The sequence below is a fragment of the Shewanella sp. 10N.261.52.F9 genome, from assembly GCF_041471165.1.
Lineage (GTDB): Bacteria > Pseudomonadota > Gammaproteobacteria > Enterobacterales > Shewanellaceae > Shewanella > Shewanella marinintestina.
The window spans coordinates 132,844-155,911 of sequence record NZ_JBFRNX010000008.1 but is presented as its reverse complement, the minus strand read 5'-3'; the positions used below and the strand labels follow the sequence as shown (position 1 = coordinate 155,911).

The 23,068-nt window shown below is 43.6% G+C and carries 22 protein-coding genes; 11 read left to right on the top strand and 11 right to left on the bottom strand.

Annotation, left to right across the window (positions count from 1 at the left end; genetic code table 11):
• Positions 1–59: 59 nt before the first annotated feature.
• Positions 60–1,580 carry an acetaldehyde dehydrogenase ExaC gene (gene exaC / locus AB4298_RS06500; protein WP_371986103.1) on the bottom strand — a complete coding sequence of 507 codons (1,521 nt, stop codon included), beginning with the start codon at positions 1,578–1,580 and terminating at the stop codon, positions 60–62.
• A 246-nt stretch (positions 1,581–1,826) separates the two neighbouring features.
• Between exaC and acuI the strand changes: the two genes are divergently transcribed.
• Positions 1,827–2,807 (top strand): acrylyl-CoA reductase (NADPH), encoded by a 981-nt coding sequence (acuI, locus tag AB4298_RS06495; RefSeq protein ID WP_371986102.1) that lies wholly within the window; start codon positions 1,827–1,829, stop codon positions 2,805–2,807.
• A gap of 235 nt (positions 2,808–3,042) precedes the next feature.
• On the opposite strand, the gene AB4298_RS06490 is transcribed toward acuI, so the two are convergent.
• Entirely contained in the window at positions 3,043–3,975 is a 933-nt protein-coding gene (locus AB4298_RS06490) for a LysR family transcriptional regulator (protein WP_371986101.1), read from the bottom strand.
• Between the two features lie 480 nt (positions 3,976–4,455).
• On the opposite strand from AB4298_RS06490, the gene ardA reads away from it, so the two are divergent.
• From ardA to AB4298_RS06470, 4 genes are all read left to right on the top strand, one after another.
• A complete protein-coding gene (ardA, locus tag AB4298_RS06485; protein ID WP_371986100.1) occupies positions 4,456–5,976 on the top strand; it encodes an acrylate reductase flavoprotein subunit ArdA in 1,521 nt (506 codons plus the stop codon).
• Positions 5,977–6,005: 29 nt separating this feature from the next.
• Positions 6,006–6,359: an acrylate reductase cytochrome subunit ArdB gene (gene ardB, locus AB4298_RS06480; protein WP_249000690.1), complete on the top strand. Its 354-nt coding sequence runs from the start codon at positions 6,006–6,008 to the stop codon at positions 6,357–6,359.
• Between the two features lie 343 nt (positions 6,360–6,702).
• Positions 6,703–7,947 carry a dimethylsulfoniopropionate lyase DddY gene (gene dddY, locus AB4298_RS06475; protein ID WP_371986099.1) on the top strand — a complete coding sequence of 415 codons (1,245 nt, stop codon included), beginning with the start codon at positions 6,703–6,705 and terminating at the stop codon, positions 7,945–7,947.
• A gap of 216 nt (positions 7,948–8,163) precedes the next feature.
• Entirely contained in the window at positions 8,164–9,273 is a 1,110-nt protein-coding gene (locus tag AB4298_RS06470) for a hypothetical protein (RefSeq protein ID WP_371986098.1), read from the top strand.
• A gap of 128 nt (positions 9,274–9,401) precedes the next feature.
• Here AB4298_RS06470 and AB4298_RS06465 read toward each other — a convergent pair whose 3' ends face one another.
• Positions 9,402–10,289 carry a LysR family transcriptional regulator gene (locus AB4298_RS06465; protein ID WP_249000687.1) on the bottom strand — a complete coding sequence of 296 codons (888 nt, stop codon included), beginning with the start codon at positions 10,287–10,289 and terminating at the stop codon, positions 9,402–9,404.
• 121 nt (positions 10,290–10,410) lie between these two features.
• On the opposite strand from AB4298_RS06465, the gene AB4298_RS06460 reads away from it, so the two are divergent.
• Positions 10,411–11,058 carry a TetR/AcrR family transcriptional regulator gene (locus tag AB4298_RS06460; protein ID WP_371986097.1) on the top strand — a complete coding sequence of 216 codons (648 nt, stop codon included), beginning with the start codon at positions 10,411–10,413 and terminating at the stop codon, positions 11,056–11,058.
• Positions 11,059–11,068: 10 nt separating this feature from the next.
• Here AB4298_RS06460 and AB4298_RS06455 read toward each other — a convergent pair whose 3' ends face one another.
• Entirely contained in the window at positions 11,069–12,439 is a 1,371-nt protein-coding gene (locus AB4298_RS06455) for an ATP-binding protein (protein ID WP_371986095.1), read from the bottom strand.
• Positions 12,440–13,123 carry a response regulator gene (locus tag AB4298_RS06450; RefSeq protein ID WP_248999994.1) on the bottom strand — a complete coding sequence of 228 codons (684 nt, stop codon included), beginning with the start codon at positions 13,121–13,123 and terminating at the stop codon, positions 12,440–12,442.
• Positions 13,124–13,354: 231 nt separating this feature from the next.
• Between AB4298_RS06450 and AB4298_RS06445 the strand changes: the two genes are divergently transcribed.
• The 3 genes from AB4298_RS06445 (at position 13,355) to AB4298_RS06435 (ending at position 15,607) form a co-directional block, all read left to right on the top strand.
• A complete protein-coding gene (locus tag AB4298_RS06445) occupies positions 13,355–13,837 on the top strand; it encodes a Spy/CpxP family protein refolding chaperone (RefSeq protein ID WP_248999993.1) in 483 nt (160 codons plus the stop codon).
• Positions 13,838–13,986: 149 nt separating this feature from the next.
• Positions 13,987–14,856 carry a cation efflux pump FieF gene (gene fieF, locus AB4298_RS06440; protein ID WP_371986093.1) on the top strand — a complete coding sequence of 290 codons (870 nt, stop codon included), beginning with the start codon at positions 13,987–13,989 and terminating at the stop codon, positions 14,854–14,856.
• Between the two features lie 193 nt (positions 14,857–15,049).
• Complete coding sequence (locus tag AB4298_RS06435; protein WP_371986092.1) at positions 15,050–15,607, top strand: porin family protein; 558 nt, start codon at positions 15,050–15,052, stop codon at positions 15,605–15,607.
• A 53-nt stretch (positions 15,608–15,660) separates the two neighbouring features.
• Here the strand turns inward: AB4298_RS06435 and glnG are convergent, their stop codons facing one another.
• The 3 genes from glnG to AB4298_RS06420 all read right to left on the bottom strand — a co-directional run bounded on the left by glnG (position 15,661) and on the right by AB4298_RS06420 (position 18,826).
• The gene (gene glnG / locus AB4298_RS06430) at positions 15,661–17,070 is read right to left on the bottom strand and encodes a nitrogen regulation protein NR(I) (protein ID WP_248999990.1); all 1,410 of its coding nucleotides are present in this window, start codon (positions 17,068–17,070) and stop codon (positions 15,661–15,663) included.
• 17 nt (positions 17,071–17,087) lie between these two features.
• Complete coding sequence (gene glnL, locus AB4298_RS06425; RefSeq protein ID WP_248999989.1) at positions 17,088–18,128, bottom strand: nitrogen regulation protein NR(II); 1,041 nt, start codon at positions 18,126–18,128, stop codon at positions 17,088–17,090.
• Between the two features lie 152 nt (positions 18,129–18,280).
• Positions 18,281–18,826 carry a DUF4124 domain-containing protein gene (locus tag AB4298_RS06420; protein WP_248999988.1) on the bottom strand — a complete coding sequence of 182 codons (546 nt, stop codon included), beginning with the start codon at positions 18,824–18,826 and terminating at the stop codon, positions 18,281–18,283.
• Between the two features lie 199 nt (positions 18,827–19,025).
• Between AB4298_RS06420 and AB4298_RS06415 the strand changes: the two genes are divergently transcribed.
• Positions 19,026–19,610, top strand: a complete 585-nt coding sequence (locus tag AB4298_RS06415; protein ID WP_371986091.1) for a prepilin-type N-terminal cleavage/methylation domain-containing protein — start codon at positions 19,026–19,028, stop codon at positions 19,608–19,610.
• 57 nt (positions 19,611–19,667) lie between these two features.
• The gene (locus AB4298_RS06410; RefSeq protein ID WP_371986090.1) at positions 19,668–20,267 is read left to right on the top strand and encodes an MliC family protein; all 600 of its coding nucleotides are present in this window, start codon (positions 19,668–19,670) and stop codon (positions 20,265–20,267) included.
• Positions 20,268–20,365: 98 nt separating this feature from the next.
• Here AB4298_RS06410 and AB4298_RS06405 read toward each other — a convergent pair whose 3' ends face one another.
• The 3 genes from AB4298_RS06405 to AB4298_RS06395 form a co-directional block, all read right to left on the bottom strand.
• A complete protein-coding gene (locus AB4298_RS06405) occupies positions 20,366–20,989 on the bottom strand; it encodes a glutathione S-transferase family protein (RefSeq protein ID WP_371986088.1) in 624 nt (207 codons plus the stop codon).
• Between the two features lie 78 nt (positions 20,990–21,067).
• Positions 21,068–21,745: a type 1 glutamine amidotransferase domain-containing protein gene (locus AB4298_RS06400; protein ID WP_248999985.1), complete on the bottom strand. Its 678-nt coding sequence runs from the start codon at positions 21,743–21,745 to the stop codon at positions 21,068–21,070.
• A gap of 104 nt (positions 21,746–21,849) precedes the next feature.
• Entirely contained in the window at positions 21,850–23,007 is a 1,158-nt protein-coding gene (locus AB4298_RS06395) for an iron-containing alcohol dehydrogenase (RefSeq protein ID WP_248999984.1), read from the bottom strand.
• Between the last annotated feature and the right edge of the window lie 61 nt (positions 23,008–23,068).

Here is a 23,068-nt window from a genome sequence, read left to right as displayed (position 1 = left end):
GTCGCTAGCCTGTTGGATGAACATAAAGCCGTTAGGCTTATTTAGTGACCATAAGCCGACTAAAAAAAGCCCAGCGGGTTAGCATCGTAGCTAATCAATAGGTTTTTAGTGTTTTGATAATGATCCAGCATCATCTTGTGGGTTTCACGACCAATGCCCGATTTCTTATAGCCACCAAAGGCAGCGTGAGCAGGATAAGCGTGATAGCAGTTAATCCACACGCGACCGGCTTGAATACCGCGGCCCATACGTTGGGCGGTATTCATATCGCGAGTCCAAACACCTGCACCTAGGCCATACTCTGTGTCGTTGGCTATGGCTAAGGCTTCAGCCTCATTTTTAAAGGTGGTCACCGAGATCACCGGCCCAAAAATCTCTTCTTGGAAGATGCGCATATCATTGGTGCCTTTGAGAATGGTCGGGGTAATGTAAAACCCTTGGCTTTGATCGCCTTCAAGCTTGCATAAATCACCGCCAATAAGCACTTCAGCGCCTTCATCTTTACCTATCTGTAGGTAACTCAAAATCTTATCAAACTGCTCTTGCGAGGCTTGTGCGCCCACTTGAGTTTCAGTATCTAGCGGGTTGCTTTGCTTAATGGTTTTACTGCGCTCAATGACCTTGGCAATAAACTTGTCGTAAATCGACTCGTGAATTAAAGCGCGTGATGGGCAGGTACACACTTCGCCTTGGTTGAAAAACGCCAGTAGCATGCCCTCAACGGCTTTATCTAAATATTCATCTTCATGATCCATCACATCGGCAAAATAAACATTGGGCGACTTACCGCCTAGTTCAACGGTCGACGGAATTAACGACTCGGCCGCGCATTTTAGAATATGGTGACCGACTTCTGTCGAGCCCGTAAAGGCAAGCTTGGCAATGCGTTTGCTGGTGGCCAGTGCTTGGCCTGCTTCAGCACCAAAACCGTTAACTACGTTTAGCACACCCTTAGGCAGTAGGTCTTCAATCAGCTCTAGTAATACTAAAATTGATGCAGGAGTTTGTTCGGCAGGTTTGAGTACCACGCAGTTTCCGGCAGCAAGCGCTGGAGCGACTTTCCACGCAGCCATTAATAATGGGAAGTTCCATGGAATGATTTGGCCCACTACACCGAGTGGTTCTGGAAAGTGATAACTCACGGTATTAGCGTCAATATCAGCGGCGCTGCCTTCTTGGGCGCGTATACAGCCGGCAAAATAACGGAAATGGTCGACCACTAATGGCAGATCGGCAGCGAGTGTTTCACGTACCGCTTTACCGTTGTCCCATGTCTCAGCAATTGCTAGCGATTCGATGTTTTGTTCGATGCGATCGGCAATGCGCAGCAGGATGTTGGAGCGCTCGGCGACCGAGGTTTTTCCCCAGTTGTCTTTGGCGGCGTGAGCGGCATCGAGCGCGAGTTCTATATCGACAGAACCTGAACGTGGTATCTGGCAGAATACTTGGCCGTCTACCGGTGAGGTGTTGTCAAAATAGAGGTCATTTACAGGTTTAACCCACTCACCACCAATGAAATTTTGGTACTGTGACTTGAAGTTAACTTTAGCGCCGGGTGCACCTGGCTTGTTATAAATCATACTGTTCTTCCTTGTACGTTTTTTATGCGGCAACTCAGTGTAGTCTATAAAATAGTGTTGGCAGTATAGGAATAAAGTCGACTAGATAAGCGATGGTTTTCTAGTCTAATATTGCTGAGCCGGACTATTAGCAGGTTACTTTTTATTGTTATGCGTGTAGTGCATTGTTCTCATGCAAAATATGCACTTCATTCATACTGATTTATCGCCTATCCTTATCAGCATCAGATTTAATAGGAACTTGTCATGTTTAACGCATTGGTTTTGACTCAAGAAGAAAAACGTACTTTAGCGAACGTTAGCCAAATTTCAGAAGCTGATCTTCCTGAAGGTGAAGTATTGGTTGAGGTGGCTTGTTCATCACTAAACTATAAAGACGGTTTAGCAGTAACAGGTGTTGGCAAAATTATCCGTAACTTCCCTATGGTTCCGGGCATTGATTTTGCGGGTACGGTACTTGAGTCAAGTGATGAGCGTTATCAAGCCGGTGACAAGGTTATCCTTACTGGCTGGGGCGTCGGTGAAAATCACTGGGGCGGCCTAGCTGAAAAAGCCCGTGTTAAAGCAGATTGGCTAGTGCCAATGCCAAGTAATTGCGACGCCGCTAAAGCGATGCAAATTGGTACTGCAGGTTTAACTGCGATGTTGTGCGTGAAAGCGCTACAGCAAGCAGGTATTAAGCCAAAAGATGGTGATATTTTGGTAACCGGTGCCAGTGGTGGTGTTGGTTCTGTTGCGGTGACCTTGCTAGCGCAGTTAGGTTATCGTGTGGTGGCAAGCTCGGGTCGTGTTGAGCAAAACGGTGCCTTACTGACTAAGCTAGGTGCTAGCGAAGTCATCGACCGCAGTGAGCTTGAAGCTGACTCGCGTCCACTTGAAAAGCAGCGTTGGGCTGGCGTAGTTGATACCGTAGGTAACAAGGTATTAGCGACTGCATTAGCGCAGATGAATTACGGCGGCGCCGCGGCTATTTGTGGTTTAGCGGGTGGTTTTGCACTACCTACTACGGTAATGCCATTTATTCTACGTGGCGTAAACCTTCTTGGTGTTGACTCCGTTTCTTGTCCATTCGACAAGCGCCAAGCAGCATGGCAAGCCGTGCTCGAACTATTACCTGCTAGCTACTTTGAAGACGCTTGCGAGACGATTTCACTTGAGCAAGTCCCAGAGTTTGCTCAGCGCATCATTAAAGGCCAAGTAACAGGCCGCGTATTGGTTCAGCTATAAGTAGGTGCTAGGAAAAGCTGAGAAAGGTTCTAGGTCCTAGGGAAAGCAAAGACGAACGGCCTGCGGCCTAGGGAACGTGACTGCGTCACTGACGGAACGCTAACAAAGAGCACGGGCCGTGCTGTTGGCTTTTTGCTTTTCCTAGCAGGGCGCAGCCCGTCCTCGTAGCGTCCTAGGGCCTAGTACCTTGTTTATTCAGTCCGTCCTCGCTGCGAATCGTCCTAGGTTCTAATAATTAAATATTTTGTGGAGTCTGAGTGAGTAGGTCTTTGATGGCAGAAGCAAACTGTTCACGTAGCCATCTTTGCGCTTTATCTTGGTCGCAGCGAGAATGCCAAAACAGATTGTAATCCAAACTCTGCAGCTTAAAGGGCAGTGGTTTAACTTTAAGTTTATGACGCTGCGCGGCAATTTCTGCCATACCTTCAGGCAAGGTTATAATTAGCGGATTAACCGATTGCAGTGCCAGTGCAGTATCTAGATGCGGTGTTCTAAGTAGCTCTGTACGTGCTGGGTATTGGCTAATCGCCTCATCAAGTAGCGCTTTCACCCCGTCACTAATTGCGATGGTGGCATGGGGATAATATAAATAATCCTCTAAGGTGATATCGTTATTTGCCAGCGGATGATTAGGTGACAATAAGCAGCTGACCCCCACCTTACCCAAGAAAGTGTGCTGTAAATTTCCGGTTTGACCGATAGCACGGCAAATTGCCATATCGGCCCCTTTTACACTGAGCTGTGCCTGTAACTCTTTTTGTTGCACCGGTACAATTTCAAGGCGGATCTGCGGCGCATTTTTATAAATGCTTGGTAAAATAAACGGAATAAGTGCCTGCATTGCATAATCGGTAACGGCAATAGAAAACTGTTGCTGGCACTCCTCAGGTACAAATGCTTTAGGCGTTAGTAGTTCGATTAATTGCCCTGTTGGTTGCCGCAACTGCTGATAACACTCAAGTGCAAATGAAGTTGGCACAAGCTGTTGACCAACCCTGGAAAATAGCGGGTCATTGAGCATTTCTCGTAGGCGCGACAATATACGGCTGGTGGCAGACTGACTTAAATGCAAACGCTTAGCCGCTTGAGTGACACTACGCTCTTCTACCAGAATTTGCAGGGCAATCAATAAGCTTAGATCCTGACGATAGATCTCTTCTAGTTCCATAACTTCCTACGTTTGTTAAGCTATAAGGCTTGTTAATAGGGGATTTCTCAATGTTAGCCTAATGATGGCATAGGAAGTGCGTTACGCAAAAATATTATCCAATTTCCACAAGATAATCCCTTACTATTTAGTTGGTTATCGGTGTCTATTTTTACAAAAAAATAACAAGCTTTTTAAAGCGTATTATTAGCACTTTAGATAGTGGTAAATGACATTTTAAAAAGTCGGTGATAAATCAAATAAAATTGCACTAAGTCAGAGCTATGAAGGTTTTGTTGTTTGAAATTTTGCACTGTAGCGACATTTGGAATTGGTTCCAAAATACCTCTAAAGTAATAAAAAACAGCAATATTAGACTTGGGTTAAAAATCATCAATGTTATTTTCTTGTATGCAGAAAATACTTGTTCAACTCCCGTTTTGGAACTCATTCCAGCTTTATCATTCTTGCGTCTAATAAAAACTAATAGGGTGATGACAGATGAGCAATAAAGATCTGCTAGGACGCCGTAATTTCATTAAAGGATTCGGAGCTGCAGCAGGCGTAGCAATAGCTGCACCAGCATTAGCCGTATCTGAGAAAGCGGATGGCGTTAAATGGGACAAAGAAGTTGAAGTCCTAATTATAGGTTCAGGTTTTGCGGGTTTAGCGGCGGCAATTGAAGCCACGCGAAAAGGTGCAAAAGATGTGCATATTTTTGAAAAGATGTCTTACTTCGGTGGTAACTCAGCCATTAACGGTGGTTTGTTCGCAGCCCCAGGCACACCAATGCAAAAGCAAGAAGGTGTTAAAGACTCTGTAGAGATTATGGTGGCTGACCAATTAAAGTCAGGCCGTGGTATTGCTGATGAAGCCTTATTACGTCACGTCGCTGAACATGCTGTTGAAGCATTGCAGATGACTTTAGATGCGGGTTCTGAATATCACCCATATCTACAACAATTAGGTGGCCACTCAGTTGCTCGTACTTACCAAACGACAGTGAGCTGTGGCGCTGGTATTACTCAGCCGCTATTACATGAGTGCCGTAAACTTGGTGTTCATACTCATAACCGCGCTAAGTTCGAAGGTTTCTTAGTGGGTGATAAAGGCGAAGTTGTTGGCGTGAAAATGCGCGATAACTATCACTTTGGTGAAGATCAACCTGGTAAAGTGACTAATATCCGCGCAACACGCGGTGTGATAATGGCTACAGGTGGCTTTGCTCAAAACGTTGATTTACGTATGGCGCAAGATCCAACTTTGACCGCAGAAGTAGGTTGTACTAACGCACCAGGCGCTACTGGTGAAGGTATGTACGAAATGTTCCGCCTAGGTGCGGTACCTGTCCATTTGGCACATATCCAGTCTGGTCCATGGGCATCACCTGATGAAGGTGGTTTTGGTTATGTATCTAACTACTCTATCTATAACTTCCCGCATTCAGTGGCGATTGACCGTCTAACCGGTAAGCGCTTCATGAACGAAATTGCAGACCGTAAGACGCGGGCCGACGCTGAGCTAAATTGTCGTGATGAAAAGGGTAATGCACTGCCTCCAATTTTAATTACTAGCTATGAAGATTCGAAGAAGCATCCAAATACTAAGAAAGTTATTAAGTACAACGTAGGTTGGAAGTTTGATTCAATTGAAGAGCTAGCTAAGCATTTTGATGTGCCATTGGCGCCACTTAAAGCACAAATTGCTGAGTATAACGAGTACGTTAAGACTCAAAATGACCCGCAATTCGGTAAGAACATGACCGAAGCTAAGGGCAAATATATTAAAGCGCCATATACTGTTGTTCGCTTATGGCCAAAAGTGCATTACTGCCAAGGTGGTGTGCAGATCAACACAAATGCAGAAGTGAAAGACAGCTTTACCGGCCAAGCTATTCCAGGTCTATATGCGGCTGGTGAAGTGTGTGGTGGTATTCATGGTGTGAGCCGTTTGGGTAGTTGCTCAATTCCTGAATGCATGGTGATGGGTATGACTGCTGCACGCAGCATGATGAAAGCCTAAATTTGCCAGATAATAGAGAGGAATGAGCGATGATTAAATTAAAAGCGGTATTAGCGCTAACCTTTGGTTGCCTATTAAGCCTATCTGCACAAGCTGTAGAGATACGTGACCACCACAAAGAAGTGATTGGTAAAGACTGTAAAACATGTCATGACAATGGCATTAAACAGTTTCCATCAGATCAGGCGTGTTTACAGTGTCATGACGTTGATGACTTAGCAGAACAAACTGCACGCAGTGAAGAAGATAAGTGGCAGAATCCACATAACAACTTGCACTATGGTAAAGAGCTTCCTTGCCAAGAGTGTCATAGTGAGCATGGCACTAAGCAGCCGCTATGTAGCAATTGTCATACGTTTAAGTTTGATAAGTTTAAAAAGTAATTGTAACTCAAAAAGTCTTAATGTAGTTTCATCTCAGCTGCAATAAGAAGTGAGTTTGGCCATAAGGATTCGAGTTATGGCCTCTTCCCTGCATTGTTTTATTTCGGCCTTTCAATATTATTGGAAGGCCTTTTTTATCTATTAGCCTTTCTAAATTTATTTTCTTTTATATTAACTAATTCCAATGTTTCTATTTTTGCATATTTAAAATCTTTGTTTTGAATATGTGACGAATAATGGATTTTATTGGTTATAATCAGCTATTGCCCCATTTTTGGAAATAATTCCAAATATAGTATTTAAATGGAGATTAAAAATTATAATTTAAATAATAGGGTGATATATGAATAGTAAACTAGTACTAGCAACAATGCTGTTATCAAATAGTGTTATAGCTGCTGATATTCCAGACTTTCTTGATAGATCTGATATTGATAACGCTCAATTTCAGTGCTTAGGTGAATCACCTAAATATAATGCAAAAGATCAAAAGTATATTGATATTTTGTGGGATGAAACACTGACTTATTTACGAGCCTATGCTGAAGCATTAACTAATGATCAAAACAGTGGCTGCCTAAACTCAGATATGGCAATGGTTGACTCAACTGAAGGTGGCCAGCACATGTGTGTAATGGATCGCCGTGATATGAAGCTGATGGTTAAGAATATCTACCAAGTGATTAATAACGCGGATGAGGCTAAGAAATGTTTTGGCGCACGTGAAGATGTGAGTTGGATTTATAACCCAGGCGGAGAGTTAACTGAAAACTCTCCGGTAGCGCAGCATTTCAAGCGCACGACCTTTGAACAATTCTTCGATAACAAAGTTACTGATAAGCAAGTTAAAAAGCATGGTGAGAGCTTTACCAAAAACTTTTACAAGATGGTGACAGGCGATGAAGTAAAAATGCCTGCAGTATTCCCATATGACATCAGTGCTAATTCATTACCTAACTTATGGGCTTCAGCGGGTTGGTTCCCTATGTATGCTGAAGAAGGTAAGCGCAACGATAAGAACTTTGACAACATCCGCGGCGGTTACGCTTACGCAGAAATCTTTGGTCATTGGGGACTATTACGTATTGATGAAATCAATGGTGAGAAGGTCGGTGCTGAAGTGGGCATGACAGTTCAATCTGTTGATACGCTATATCCGTTCCACAACCATGCGATCTCTGAAATGTACTACAACATGCGTGTGCCAGCCTGTACTAATCAGTTTAAGACTATTGCAGTTCGTGAAGATTCGCCGCTAGTTAAAACGGTAAAAGAAGACGACAGCATGCGCCGTGTTCAGTTTGATGAAGGGCAACATAACTCGCAAACCATGTGGTTATCTGGCAGTGCAGAGCAAGATTCATTGATGTATTTCCACCAAAATACTATTCATGCTTTTGATATTGATGGTAGCTGCGAAGCGAAGCCAGAAGAGCGTGCGATTGTGTCTGTTTGGGCCCGCAGTAACGCCAATGATAAGCGTAATGACTATGGCACAACATTATTGTGTGAGTCTGCTGAAAACCCTGGTACACCCGCTAAGCGTGGTGAAGTTATTCAGTGTGATTTAACCAAAGTTAAATGGTAATTCATTGTTAGGTGTGGGCGCCTAGAGCTCCCCTTGGCGCCCTTACCAAGGAATACATTGATTTCAGCATATTAATAAAAATATAAATTATAAAAAATGGGGTTAGAATTTAGGTATCTTAATTATTAAAGTATGACAATGTATATTGAATCCATAAATTGATTTTATGATATTTAGATTTTGCTGAACCCCTCTAATATTAAATGAAGGGTGATTATGAAAAAGTCTATTATTAATTTAGCAGTAGCAAGTATATTGCTTCCAGTTTTTGCAGCTCCAGCAGTTGCAGATGATTTAAATATTGGTGGTTCTGTTAGAGCTAATTACAGCTATAGCGATTATTCTGAGTCTTCTAAAGATAAAGGCGGTGATTTCGATTTTAACTTAGTGTCAATTACCTTTGCAGATAAGTGGAATGATATTGGCGTGAAAGCTGAATATCGATTCTATGACGGTTACGATCATTTAAAATATGGTTATGCATTCTGGGATGTTAATGAAGATCTAACGATTAATGGTGGTGCTATCAGCAAACCATTTGGTAATAAAGGCTATGCCTCTCACAACTGGTGGTACAGCTTAAATTATTACATGGGCTTTGAAGATGATTACGGCGTAGGTGTGAGTGCGCAGTATGAAAATGGTATCTCTTTATCTGAATTCGCCTTCATTAAAAATGCTATCTATGGTGGTACTGACCACCGTGACTTTGCAGGTACGGTAGCCAAAGGTACTGTTGGCGATACCAGTTATAACAATGAAGAAACCAATACGTTAGCTGGCCGTCAAAGCTTCACATTAACCAGTGGTGAGTTAACGACGATAGTTGGCGCTTCTGTTGAATATGGTCAGCTGTATAACTCAGAGTTCGGTGAGAATGGCGATACGTTTAATTATGCACTGCACCTAGATATGAACTATGCGGGTTGGGGGTTGCAAGCTCAATATCTGGCGTATGACTTTGACCAATATGATGATGGCAAGATTGATCCAAATAAGATTGGTATGGGGATGCTAGGTGGTTTTTATGAGGTCGCAAGTAAAGGTAATATTTACACTGCTAACCTTTCTAAAAATATCGCCACTTCTTGGGGCTCGCTAACTGTGTACAATGATTTCAGTATGGTGCAGCCAGATGTAGAAGAATTTGATGATTCAATTTTAAATACAACTGGTGTTTCTATTGCCTATGGTCCTCTATTTATTTACGTCGATCATTATATGGCGAAAAATGTGCTGTGGCTTGGTGGTAACAGTTTAGGTTTAGCGCAAACCGATGATGATTGGGATCACCGCTTCAACATCAACTTCGCTTACTATTTCTAAGTTATAGAATCGCGGTATTTAGTCACTATTGCTAACATAAATGCCAACCTAAAGGGTTGGCATTTTTAGTTTTAATCTCGCATTTTTATAAAGGCTTGTTTCTAGCTTAGCTTCTTTTATTAACGTAATTAGCCAAGCATTTGTGCTTGATTGACTTCACCTAGCCCTAACACATTAGCCTTAATCAAGTTGATCAATTGATTGGTCGCATCAGTTTGTGTGTCAGGATTAAGATAAAGCGACTCATTAAAGGTTGGTAGAGGCGGGATGTTGCACTCTATCGGATCGATGATCTGCATTTTATCGGTAATACGAAATTCGGCAATAGGGGCGATCACTAAATCGTTTTCTACAGCCATACACATTGCCGTTGGCGAAGGCGTTGATAGCAATACGCTCATTGGGCGCATTGATATTTGGTGGTTAGCAAATACTTGTGCGCGAATAGGGCAGTTCTCAGGGTAAAGGGCCATAGGTACTGTTTCGCGTTTATGGGCGCTACCGCCTTTGGCAGCAACCCAATGAAAGCGTCGTTCAAACAATAGCTCCCCGTGGCCTGCAGCTGGCGGTTGCCAGTGAGTAGCCACAATCACATCAAACTCACCGTTATGCAGGCGCTTATAGAGGTTGCCGCTAACGTCAGTATCGATGACTAATTCGATACAGGTAAACTCACGAATAAACTCTAATAAGAAGCTTCCAAGATAACGATTGATATAATCTGTAGGTACACCAAGGCGTATCACTTCACGGTTTTGGCAATCTTTTAGCTCATCAATTGCCTGTGAACTGAGCTGCAACATCTTATAGGCATAGTTAAGAAGCGTCTTGCCTGCATCGGTCATCGTAACGCCTTTGTTATCTCTAAGTAACAAAGGTTTGCCAACGCTCTCTTCTAACTTCTTGATTTGCAAACTGATGGTTGACTGTGTACGGCAAAGTTTCTCAGCCGCTTTGGAAAGATTTCCGCATTCAACTACAGCAATAAAACTTTCTAATAGTTCAATTTTTAGCATGAGATATCGATTTTATTCATAGTGGTATCAGTATTACTCAATATCTGAATGCGGCCTAGAGTGCTACTTTATCAATGTGAACTAAATTTCAATTGATTGTTAGATTTGTGAAGAGGTCGACATGAGTAACTGGCAGCAACGAGAAAGCTATTTAACCGATATTGCTGAACGCTGTTTACGTGGTCATAAAAGTTTTGATTTGCGTCGTTCACATCTTGTTGAAGCGAGTCAGATCTCCAAAGGCACTATTTACAATCATTTTCCCAGTGAAGCTGACTTAATGGTTGCGGTTGCTAGCGCACATTATAGAAAACGCTTAGAGCGAGCTGCTATTGATGATTGCGATTATCAAGATTGTTTAATTCGGTTTTTAATGCACCATTGTTGGGGCCTTCGCGACGATCTGCTTTACGACCGCTTTATTATTTCGCGGGTCATGCCAAACGTTGAATTGCTCGAGCAGGCCACAGACGATAATCGTGCTGCATTTGAGCAGGTTTATGGCGAATATATTCAGTGGAATAATGCCTTAATACAGTCAATTGGTGTGGTTGAAGGCTTCAATCGTGCGGAGTTGGTTGCTAATTACTTACGCGGCGCACAAATTAACTGCGATGACGCAGGTAAGCATTACAATGATGCCAGCATGTACCATCAGTTTAGTTTTGCGTTAGCTCAGTTGATGGGCCACTCAGATAAACGTCTTCCTAAACTCGCTGCATATATAAGCTGGCTTGCCGAACAAGAAGAAACGGCAAACGCAGCTTAAACTGTTGTCGCTATTGCAGCGGCAGCGAAATAGTAATTTTTAGGCCAGCTTGCTGATTATTCTCTGCGCTAATTTTACCTTGGTGCGCCTGTACGGCTGCCTTAGCGATTGCTAATCCCAATCCCCAGCCGCCGGATTCTCTTTCTCGAGCTGATTGCGGTCGGTAGAAAGGTTTGAAAATCGCCTCAAGATCGGCTTCATTGCTGATCCCTGGACCATCATCAATAATTTCTATCTGTACTGCTGTGGTATCCATCATTGCTTGAATGGATACTTGAGTATTGGCGTAGCGAATCGCGTTGCGCAGCAAGTTCTCTACCGCGCGGCAAAGTGGTCGCGGATAGAGTGGTAATACAATTGATTCATCAATGTCGATGTGCAACTGCTTTTGCTGTTGTTGGGCTTCAAAGTCTGCGTCATCTAAGATCTGACTTAAGATCTCAGCGAGCTCAAGCTTAGGCTTATTGTCGTTGGCATTCAGCTTTACGCGTGACAGCTCTAATAGTTCAGCAATCATCTGCTCGAGCTGGTCTGCTTCGTATTCAATACGCTCGGTTTCGGCGGTCTCTTGGCCCTTTTTACGACTCAAAGCTAAAGACAATTTAAGTCGAGTTAAGGGCGTGCGCAGCTCATGAGAAATATCGCTAATCAGTCTTTGTTGGCTCTTGACCATATCTTCAACCGAGTCAGCCATACTGTTAAATGCTTGAGCCAATTGACCTATTTCGTCATTGCGTTTAACCGTTGCCATATCGACACGGCTACTTAAGTCGCCATCAGCTAACGCATCAGCACTGCGTTTTAGTGAGCGTAACGGTTTACCTAAGTGCCAGGCAAATAAGCCGCACAATAGGCCTGAAAGCAAAATGGCAATGCTCAGAGTTAAAATCTTATTGTCGATAAAGAAGAAAAACCAAGGGCGCGGATGATGCTCGGGTAAGCGTCCAAATAAGCTATAGGGTTTACCACCAATTTCAAAATTATAGGGGCCGAAAATTAGCTCGTCTCTAAATTGATGTTTAATCGGCTCACCCGCTTCGTCAGCGAGTAACATAAAGCGCCTAAGTGAGCGTGATGACTTATGACTGTTAAGCACCTTTCCGTATTCATCGACTAAATAGATGCGCGCAGGTCGGCCTTTAAATTCTTTAAAGCGGCTCCAATGTTTGAGCTTATCTGACTCTAAAATTTGTGGATTCTGGCTTATGCGTTTAGCGCTTTTTTCTAACAAGCGTTCAAGTGGATAGGGGATGGCCGACTGATCATGATTTTGCTGCATCAGAGGTAGTAAACCAATAAGGGCAATGATCAACGAGCTACAGAGCCAAAAGCCCAATAGTAATTTTACGAATATATTGTTGGGGTTTTTTCTGAGCTGCATTTACGGTAACCAGATATAACCTTTGCCGCGTATTGTTTTTACGCGTGGGCGACCGTCGCTGCGTTCAGGCATCTTTTTTCGCAAGTTAGAAAGGTGCATATCTAAGCTACGGTCAAAAGGCATCAACTTTTTGCCTAAGACTTTCTCACTTAAAGTTTCTTTGCTTGCCAGTTCTCCGGTATTTTTAACCAGCTCAAATAGAAGGCTAAACTCGGTACCCGTTAGAATGATTAACTGCTCTTGGCAGTGCACTTCTTGACGCGCTGGATCTAAATTAATGTCGCCATATTGGTGAGTGGATTGTGGAGCATCGTTTGCTTGGCTGTGAGTGCGGCGAATAATAGCGCGAATGCGTGCAACTAATTCACGGTCGTTAAACGGCTTTGGTAGATAATCATCGGCACCAATTTCCAATCCTACCACACGGTCAATTTCATCCCCACGAGCGGTGAGCATTAATACTGGTGTTTGCTTTTTACTGCGCAGTGCACGTAATACTTCAAAGCCATTAAGTTTTGGCAGCATTACGTCGAGTAAAATGAGATCAAATTGCTGCGCAATCGCGAGATCGAGTCCTGTTTGGCCATCATGGGCCAGTGTCAGTTCAAAACCTTCAAGCTCTAGCAGTTGTGCAAGCAACTCAGATAGACCTAAGTCATCATCTATCAATAATATACGGCTCATATTTACCCTTCAAAAATAATCTCACTGGAGGGAGTATACCCTTTTTGATGTCAATTGCAGTTTAGGAGTGTAATGCTAAGTAAAGATCGATAAGCGTTAGCATAATCGAAGTTAATTTAAACTGCTTTACAGAGCTTTACGCTAAATAAACCCAACATTACATTGGGCTAGCTACACTGGTAACCGTCAAATGAAGCTTAGCAGGGCTAGGCAAATTAAATTGAGGCTACCATGATGAAAAAGAATACGTTAAAAGCAGGTTTGCTTGCCATAGTGGCCAGCAGTGCATTACTAACCGCTGGTGTTAGCGCTGGCGAAAACCACCAGGGGTCAAACGAAGGCAAAAGCGGTTATCACCAGATGAAAGGTAAGCATGGTGGTCACCATGACATGCGCAAAATGTTCCGTGGTTTAGATTTAACTGCTGAGCAAAAAACTGAAATGAAAGCACTATTTAGTGCGCATCGTGATGAGATGAAGCAAAACCGTCCTTCAAAAGAAGAACGTGCGGCGCAAAAAGCCAAGATGCTAGATTTCATCACCACAACTAACTTCAGTGAAGAGGCGGTTAAGCAAGCTTTAGCGGCTAAACAAGAAGCGCGTCAGCAAAAAGCTGTTGATATGCTGAAGTTACAAAACCAAGCTTACCAGCTGCTAACTCCAGAGCAGCAAGAGAAATTCAAAAAACGTTTTGCTAAGCACCATAAAAGATAACAGCTTTGAGACTAAAAATGACAACACGCTTAATCGTGTTGCTCTATTAAGTCGATTGCTATTAACTTGAGGGAAATCATCCGATTCTCCCTCAAGTTGTTATAAACTTAAGATCTGTGCTTCCCTTACTTTATCAGTAAACAGATTTTATGAATGACACTTCCCAATATGATTTCTGGGTTAAGCTCGCTAGCCGCGCTGCGGTTGCGACTGCATTAACCCTTATTGTCATCAAGTTAGCCGCGTGGATGTATTCTGGCTCTGCCAGTATGCTGGCTTCTTTGACTGACTCCTTTGCTGATGCATTAGCATCAATCGTCAATTTTATCGCGATTCGTTATGCCATCGTGCCAGCAGACCAAGATCACCGTTATGGTCATGGTAAGGCTGAGCCATTAGCGGCTCTGGCGCAATCGGCATTTATTCTCGGTTCTGCATTCTTGCTATTTTTCCATGGTGGTGAACGTTTAATTAACCCCGTTGAAGTTAAGCATGCCACTTTAGGTGTGGTGGTATCGGTTATTGCCATTGCACTGACATTTGCTTTAGTGATGCTGCAAAAAAGAGCGTTGGCGGCCACATCAAGTACAGTGGTTGAGGCTGATTCGCTGCACTATAAGTCGGATTTATTCTTAAATGCGGCGGTATTGTTAGCGTTAGTGTTATCGCAATACGGTTGGTGGTGGGCTGACGGTTTATTTGCCCTGTTAATCGCTTTATTTATTGGTCAACAGGCTATTGGCTTGGCTTATCGTTCGGTCCAATCACTGCTAGACAGGGAACTCGATGATGAAACTCGCACTAAAATCACTGAGATCGCTGTGCAAGATCCGCAAGTGAAGGGTATTCACGATTTACGTACACGTGAGTCAGGTAAAACCATGTTTATTCAGTTACATCTCGAGCTAGATGGTGACTTGAGCTTACATCAAGCGCATAAGATTGCGGTGGCCACCTCTGAAAGAGTGCGGCAAGAGTTTGTTGAATCTGAGGTGATTATTCACCAAGACCCAGTCTAATTAAATTGAAATAGTTACAGTGTAATTTAACGAAGTACAGGTCAATGTTTAGTGCCCAGCCCGCTCAAATGTTTATGACATTGTTATGATTTAGATCGCTCAGTGTAATATTTGGCTTTAATTGCATCAGAATGTATCGATGGTGGTTGTGAATATGATAGCGTTCGTTCATCAAAAATAATTTAAGGGAATAATGATGAATAAACTATCGATACTAGCGCTCGGTATAGCTGCAATAACTAGCTCTGCAAATGCGTTTGCTACCACTGACCGTACCGGTTTTTATGTGGGTGGCGAAATTGGTGCGATTGAAGCAAAAGAAGGCGGTGAGTCAGAGTCTGGACAAAGCTTTGGTGCTTACGGTGGCTATAACTTTAATGACTGGTTCGGTTTAGAGGCCACGTTATATGGCACAAATGATTTAGCCGACAACGATTTTGCTAGCGTTAATGCGGCGGCATTTTCAGTAGCACCTAAGTTCACAGTTGTATTAAACGATACTTTTTCACTATACGGTAAAGTCGGCGTATCTTCTGTTGCAGTCGTGATTGATAGCGCTTTTAGAGACGTTGATTATTCGGGCTATGGCGTGACTGTTGGTGCTGGTGTAAACGCTGCATTAACTGAGAGTTTGAATCTACGTTTAGGTTATGACTATACCAATGTCGACCTTGATTCTGACGACTTTGGCGCAGCTGACTTTGACGTCGATTTATCGCGATTCACTTTGGGCATGCATTACCAGTTCTAAGTGGCACAAAAAAGGATATCAATGAGATATCCTTTTTTGTTCTATGTCATTGATTAGTCCATTTCAAGTTCTTTGAGCTTACGAGTCAAAGTGTTACGCCCCCAACCTAATCGCTTAGCCGCTTCTTGTTTGTGACCATGAGTATGTTTGAGTGCAGTTTCTAACAAAATACGCTCAAAGGCTGGCTGCACTTCAGTTAGTAGATCGCTATCGCCATCGCTAAGACGCTGGTCAATAAAGTGCTTTAATGCACTTTGCCAATCACTGCTATCACCAACAGAATGACTATTAATCTTAGGCTCTTGCAATAATTCAGGCGGTAAATCTAACGGCAGAATTTCTTGGCCTGAGGCCATAACGGTTAACCATCTACAGGTGTTTTCAAGCTGGCGCACGTTGCCCGGCCAAGGCAGTTGTGACAGCTTAGTGGCGGTTTCTTTGGTTAGCACCTTGGGCTCTACGGCAATTTCTTTGGCTGCAATTTGTAGAAAGTGACGAGCAAGTTGCGGAATATCTTCGCGGCGCTGTGACAGCGGCGGCAAGTGCACTCGAATCACATTTAAGCGATGAAACAGGTCTTCACGAAAATCACCTTGGTGTACCAGCTGCTCAAGATCTTGGTGGGTCGCGGCAATAATACGTACATCGACTTGTACTGGTGAGTGACCACCGACGCGGTAAAACTGACCGTCGGCTAATACTCGTAATAATCGGGTTTGTACATCAAGAGGCATATCGCCGATTTCATCTAAAAATAGGGTGCCGCCATTTGCTTGCTCGAAACGGCCTTGGCGTACACTCCCAGCTCCGGTAAAGGCACCTTTTTCGTGACCAAATAGCTCTGACTCGATTAAGTCTTTAGGGATTGCCGCCATATTGATGGCAATAAAGGGCTTACCTTTACGCGGGCTGTGTTTATGCAGTGCGCTTGCTACTAATTCTTTACCTGTACCAGATTGACCGTTAATTAACACGCTGATAGATGAGCGTGATAAACGGCCAATGGCGCGAAACACTTCTTGCATTGCAGGTGCTTCACCAATAATTTCTGGTGTAGCAATTAATGGTTCGGTGACGGTGACGCCCGATGATTGTTCTTTTGCATGGGTTAGTGCGCGGTCAACCAGAGAGATAGCTTCATCGATATCAAACGGTTTAGGTAAGTACTCAAAAGCACCGGCTTGATAGGCACTCACTGCGCTATCGAGGTCGGAATGCGCAGTCATGATAATAACCGGGATATGCGGATAATGGTTTTGTAGGCGTTCGAGTAAGGTCAAGCCATCAGTGCCTGGCATTCGAATGTCGGACACGATGACTTGCGGCTGTGCCATCTCTAGTGCTTGCCAAAGTGACTCAGCAGCAGCAAAGCTCGCACTGCTAAATTTGGCGCTTTGTAAGGCTTTTTCTAATACCCAACGTATCGAGCTATCGTCATCGAGGATCCAAACTTGTTCAGTCATTATATGTATTCCTCTTATTAACTATTGATGGGTAAAGTGATAGTAAATTCGGTATGGCCGCGTGTTGAGTCACACTCAATGCGGCCACCATGCAAACGGGCAAAGTTATGGGCGATAGATAAACCTAGTCCTGATCCCTGTTCACGGCCTGTAACCATAGGATAAAACAAGGTATCCATTAGCTCTGGCTGAATGCCAGGTCCGTCGTCAATTACTGACAGCATTAGCACCAATTTATGGCGAGTTGTACCTATGGTGACTTGGTGTTGAGTGCGGGTCTTTAGTCGCACATTACCGCCAGCGGGTTCAAGCGCTTGAATCGCATTTTGCACGATATTTAAAATGGCTTGTTGCAGTTGATCGGGATCCATCTCTATATCAGGGATAGACGGATCGTAGTCTTGAGTCAGCGCAATGTTGGCAGGCAAGGTGACATTCACAAGCTTAACCACTTTTTGAATCACTTCGTGAATGTTGTACAAACTATGCAGAGTAGGCTTTTGTGGGCCAAGTAGACGGTCGACTAAATTACGCAAGCGATCGGCTTGTTCAATAATCAGGTCGGTAAACTCGTTAAGCTCTGGTTCTTTTAGCTCGCGAGACAATAACTGCGCAGCACCTCGTAATCCCCCGAGTGGATTTTTGATTTCATGAGCAAGATTACGCACTAGGTATTGCGCAGCTTGTTGCTGGGCATCTTGGGTTAATTGCTGGTGGATCCGGCGCTGTTGGTCTACTTGGCGTAACTCGATTAGTGCTAGGTTTTGCTCATTTTCAAGCGGTGTCAGCGTGACATCTACCGTATGTTGTTGTCCGTCGATTGTTACTAGCGGCACAGTATTAATACTGAGCCCTTGGCCATCACAAATAGCCAGCTTAAGTACTTGTGGATCGACGCCTAAGAGTTGGTAATGTTCTGGCAATGGTTGTTCTGTCAGGCGGTTGCTTCCCACACCGAGTAATTGCTCGGTTGCCGCATTAACATAGAGTAACTCTAGCTCGTCATTGATAACGAGCACTGCCGTTACTAAATGATTGAGCAATAAACTTGTATCCATCAGTTACTCCGAAATATGCACTTGCACCAGATTGGGCATTTTAGTTGCTTGCACTACTATGGTGCACCAAAGTGGTGCAGGCTGCAACTCGACATCATCGGAATGTAAGCTAAATCAATATAATCCTAAGTTTCTCTATTTATAGAGTTTTACTAGTTGGTTCTAGGTTGAGGCCTTATATACTTAGGTTGATTCAAATTTGTCCGATGAAGAAATACCTTGCGTGGAGGAGTAGATGCAAGTTGTTTGCCGTTGTTAGCCAAGGCTTTTACAACAAAGATGTGTTCACCGCGATCGATATTGGTGAGTTTGAATAGGCCGAGGGTTTGTTTGCTGCCTATTTGTTTGCCATCCATATATAGGGCTAATTCGTGGTTGGCTGCGAGTTGCGGGGTGATATTGGTGATAATGGTAATGTCACCTTCATTGCTGCGAATGGTCGCTTCTTCGCTGGGCGAGGCGATGCTCATTTTATAATTAGGTTTGTCTGCCGCAGGAGCTTGATCACTGCCGGGGAGCGCAACGATCTCTGGTAGCTTAATGTTGTTTTGAGTATTTTCTTTGAATTCGACTTCTTCGGCATTTTTCACTGGCTTATCGGAGAAGTGCACGTTTCCTTTTTCATCGACCCATTTATATACTGTGGCGTGAGCGAACGCAGTGCACAGTAGTAAAAGCAGTATTAAGCTAACACGCATTGTGACATCCTATGTTACAGGGTTGTGATGCTCTGAAGATTAGCTGTTTTTGATTAATAAATCATGAAGTTTCTGGTGATAAGCTACAGAAAAAAGTGTGTCTTCAAAAATATTGCTATCTTTGATGTTAAGGTAGACTGAATTGAATTTACCTAAAAGTTGTTTATTTAGCGCAGCCAAAAGGAATAGGTGTACAAGCATGATACAAAATAGGAAATTGACCGGTTTTACGCTAATCGAGCTGGTTGTTGTGATTATTGTGCTCGGTATTTTAGCGGTTATTGCGTTACCCAAATTTATTGATTTTAGAAATGACGCCGACACGGCAGTGTTAAAAGGTATGCAAGCAAGTTTGAAGTCTGCCCGCGATCTTGTTGCCGCGCAAATTGAGCTAAGGCCTGAAAATCTAAATAATGCCCAAACCCGTTTCACACTGGAAGATGGTCAAAGCATTAGGGTTCGGGGTCATTATCCTGATGGTCGCTGGAACAATACCTTTGCTTATTTAGTCGACTTCGACTCAGTCACTTATATCACTTCAAATCAATGTACCGATGCTAACTCTGATACGGTTTGGTGTGCCCGAAATCGCAATTTGGGCTGGTTCACTCAAAGAGGGTATACAACAGCGACTGATGGTCGGGGTTTTATCATTTTTCCTCGTGGTAATAACGTTAATAGAGATCGCTGCTATTTGTACTACTTCACGCCTAATGACAACAATCTAACCCAAAAGGGCACTTTGCCTGTGGTTGCGCTTGATCTGTCTGAGTGTGGTCAGTAATCCACTGAGCTAGCTTAAAACTTACTTTCTATTTCTATCTATATTAGAGGTTGTGTCATGCAAAAATTAGCGTTTATGAGTTGTTTGTTTCTATTGACGGCTTGTCAGGCGACGAGTGAGTCAGAGCCTGCTGCAACTGAAGTGATAGAGCCGAGCTTTGACTGTCAAAAGGCGCAAGGTCAAGTGGAAATACTGATCTGTAATGACCAAGAGCTGGCGGCGTTAGATAGACAAATGTCAGAGGTTTATCAGGCTGCGCTGGCAAATATCCCTGCATCGGCACAGCCGAAAGCGATGCAAAGAGGGTGGGTAAAAGGCCGTAATGATTGCTGGAAATCACAAGATGTACGTCAGTGCACCCTAGATAATTATCAAGACCGAATTCGTGAATTACAAATCGAAGGGCAGTTAATTAAACCTCTTAATAGCGCCACTTTTGATTGTGGAGAGTATCCAGCCATAACTGCGGTTTTTTACACTCAGCTCGACCCTGTTGTAGGCGTCTTTACTTTTGCTGAGCAGAAGATTTTAGCGAATAATGTACGCAGTGGTAGCGGCGCTAAATATCAAGGACGCAATTTTGAGTTTTGGGAGCATCATGGTGAGGCCAGTGTGCAGTTTTTAGGTGATAGTTATCAGTGTCAATTACGACCGTAAGCAAAGCGAGACCATAAACAAAAAGCAGCCAATGAGCTGCTTTTTTGTTTATCTATCGTCATAAGACGAATAACCGTGGTAGGTACGGTATGTGTTGATTAGCTGTTGTCGTATTCTTGCTCAATCTGGCTGGCTTTGGTGCTGTTTTCATGTTGACTGAGCTGTTGAGCATAAGCGGCAATATGTGGGTACTTTTTCACTTCGCCGCTCTGACTAAGTAGTTCAACAATAAACGACATCATAATATCGGCACCAGTGAGTTTGTCTGCTACTAGATAGCGTTTGCCCTCAAGAGACTGATTGACATGGCTCAGTACCTTTTCTGTTTCTGCGGCAGCGTAGCCCTCTAAGAAGTTAGTTAGGCAGCCATCTTTCGCAACAAACATTCTTAGCAATAATGGCAAAATCGCGGAGCTTTCAGCAAAATGCATCCATTGTAAATACTCAACGTATTCAGTAGTGCCTTTTTCTGGTGCCAAGATCCCCGCTGCATGTGTATCGATTAAGTACTCGGTAATGGCACCTGATTCGGCGATAACCTGTTGGTCATATTCAATGACAGGTGACTTACCCAATGGATGAATCGCTTTAAGCTCTGGTGGCGCTAAAAAGGTTTGGCTGTCACGCTGGTAGGCTTTTATTTGATAGTCTAGTCCTAATTCTTCAAGTAGCCAGATTATGCGCTTTGAGCGGGATTTGTTGAGGTGATGTAGAGTGATCATTGGCGGTCCTTTAATATTCAAAAGATTACATCTGACAAGCACTGTGGAGCTCGCCAGAAATCATATTAGGTAGCAGAGCTATTTGAGTTGCTTGATAATTTCATCGGCGACAACTTCAGAAGATGCAGGGTTTTGACCTGTAATAAGGTTGCCGTCAACGGCAAGGAAACTGCCCCAGTCATCACCTTTACGGTAGTATGCGCCATTTTGTTGCAGCATATCCTCAACTAGAAAAGGTACTATATCAGTAAGTTGCACGGCGGCTTCTTCGCCGTTAGTAAAGCCTGTCACTTGTTTCCCTGCCACTAATGGTGTGCCATCGGCAGACTTAACGTTCTTCAGAGCGCCTGGAGCATGACATACCAAACCGACCGGCTTGTTTGCTTGATGGAAAGCTTCAATCAGTGCAATGGAATGAGCGTCGTTAGTTAAATCCCATAGTGGGCCATGGCCACCAGGGTAGAAAATAGCATCGTAATCGGCTTGGTTAATGTCAGCTAACACATGAGTGGTAGCGAGTTGTTGTTTAGCTTGCTCATCTTGGTTAAAACGTTCAGTTGCGGCAGTTTGAAAATCTGGCTGTTCGCTGCTTGGATCGAGCGGTGGTTGACCGCCTGCTGGCGAGGCTAAAGTGATTGTAAAATCTTGGTCTTTAAAGCGATAAAAAGGACTGGCAAACTCCTCTAACCAAAAGCCGGTTTTTAGACCTGTGTCGCCTAGTTTGTCATGTGAAGTCAGTACCATTAATACGTTCATATTGTTGTCCTTTTTATCTGTTGGTTTGCCAACTAGTGACATCTTTATTATCCGATGTCAGCTAGTTAGCCGAGGTCTCTTTTTACGTTTTTTCTGATATGTGTTTATAAATTACGTTCTAAAATCTTGCGGCTCATCGCCAGATCAACATCTTGGTTTTCACCAAGCGCTGTCATGCCGTGAGCTTCAAGCTGGGCAAGAATAGTATCTATGCTGCTGTTGTCTAAGCCGTAATCTGACAGGCGCGTCTGTATGCCCATTTGTTCGAAGAATTGACGAGTTTTCTCGATCACCTGATCAATAATCTCGTCTTCAGAGCCTTGAGTAATGCCCCATACTCGGCTGGCATACTGTACTAACTTGTCTTTTTTGCCTTGGCGACGAACGTCGAGTAAACCTGGTAAGATCATCGCTAGCGTACGGGCGTGGTCAACGTCATATAAAGCCGTGATTTCATGACCAATCATATGGGTTGCCCAGTCGTGCGGAACACCTTTACCGATAAGACCATTTAATGCCATGGTTGCGACCCACATAAGGTTAGCGCGGACATCAAAATCTTGTGGTTCAGATAGTGCTTTAGGACCAAGCTCGACTAAGGTTTGCAGCAAGCCTTCAGCAAATCTATCTTGTACTGGTGCATTAACTGGGAAAGTAAGATATTGCTCAGTAATGTGTACAAACGCATCAACCACACCGTTGGCCACTTGGCGTTCAGGTAATGTGAAGGTTTTACTTGGGTCTAATACCGAGAACTTAGGGAATACATGGTCACTCATAAAGGCCAGTTTCGCTTTAAATTCTTTACGAGTGATTACGCTACCGCTGTTCATTTCTGAGCCTGTTGCTGGCAAGGTTAACACGCTACCAAAAGGCATAGCTTGGGTTACCTTAGCGCCCCAGCTTAATAGGATATCCCATGGTTCACCTTCAAATAGAGCCGCAGCAGCCACAAACTTAGTACCATCGATGACTGACCCACCGCCTACAGCAAGTAGGAAGTCGATATCTTGTTGTTTAATGACATCTACTGCTTGCATTAAGGTTTCGTAAGTTGGGTTGGCCTCGATACCGCCAAACTCTACTACAGGGCGTTGCTTGAGTGCTGTTTTTACTTCATCAAGGGTGCCGGTGCTTTTGGCACTGTTGCCGCCAAATAGCACTAACACTTTAGCGTCTTGTGGTACGAGGTTATCTAGTTCAGCAATCTTGCCTTCACCAAAGCTAATGTGAGTTGGGTTGTAGTATTCAAAGCTATACATAATTAAATCCTTTAATCGACGGATGTGTCGAATGAAACTCCGGCCTGGTATAAGTAGACCA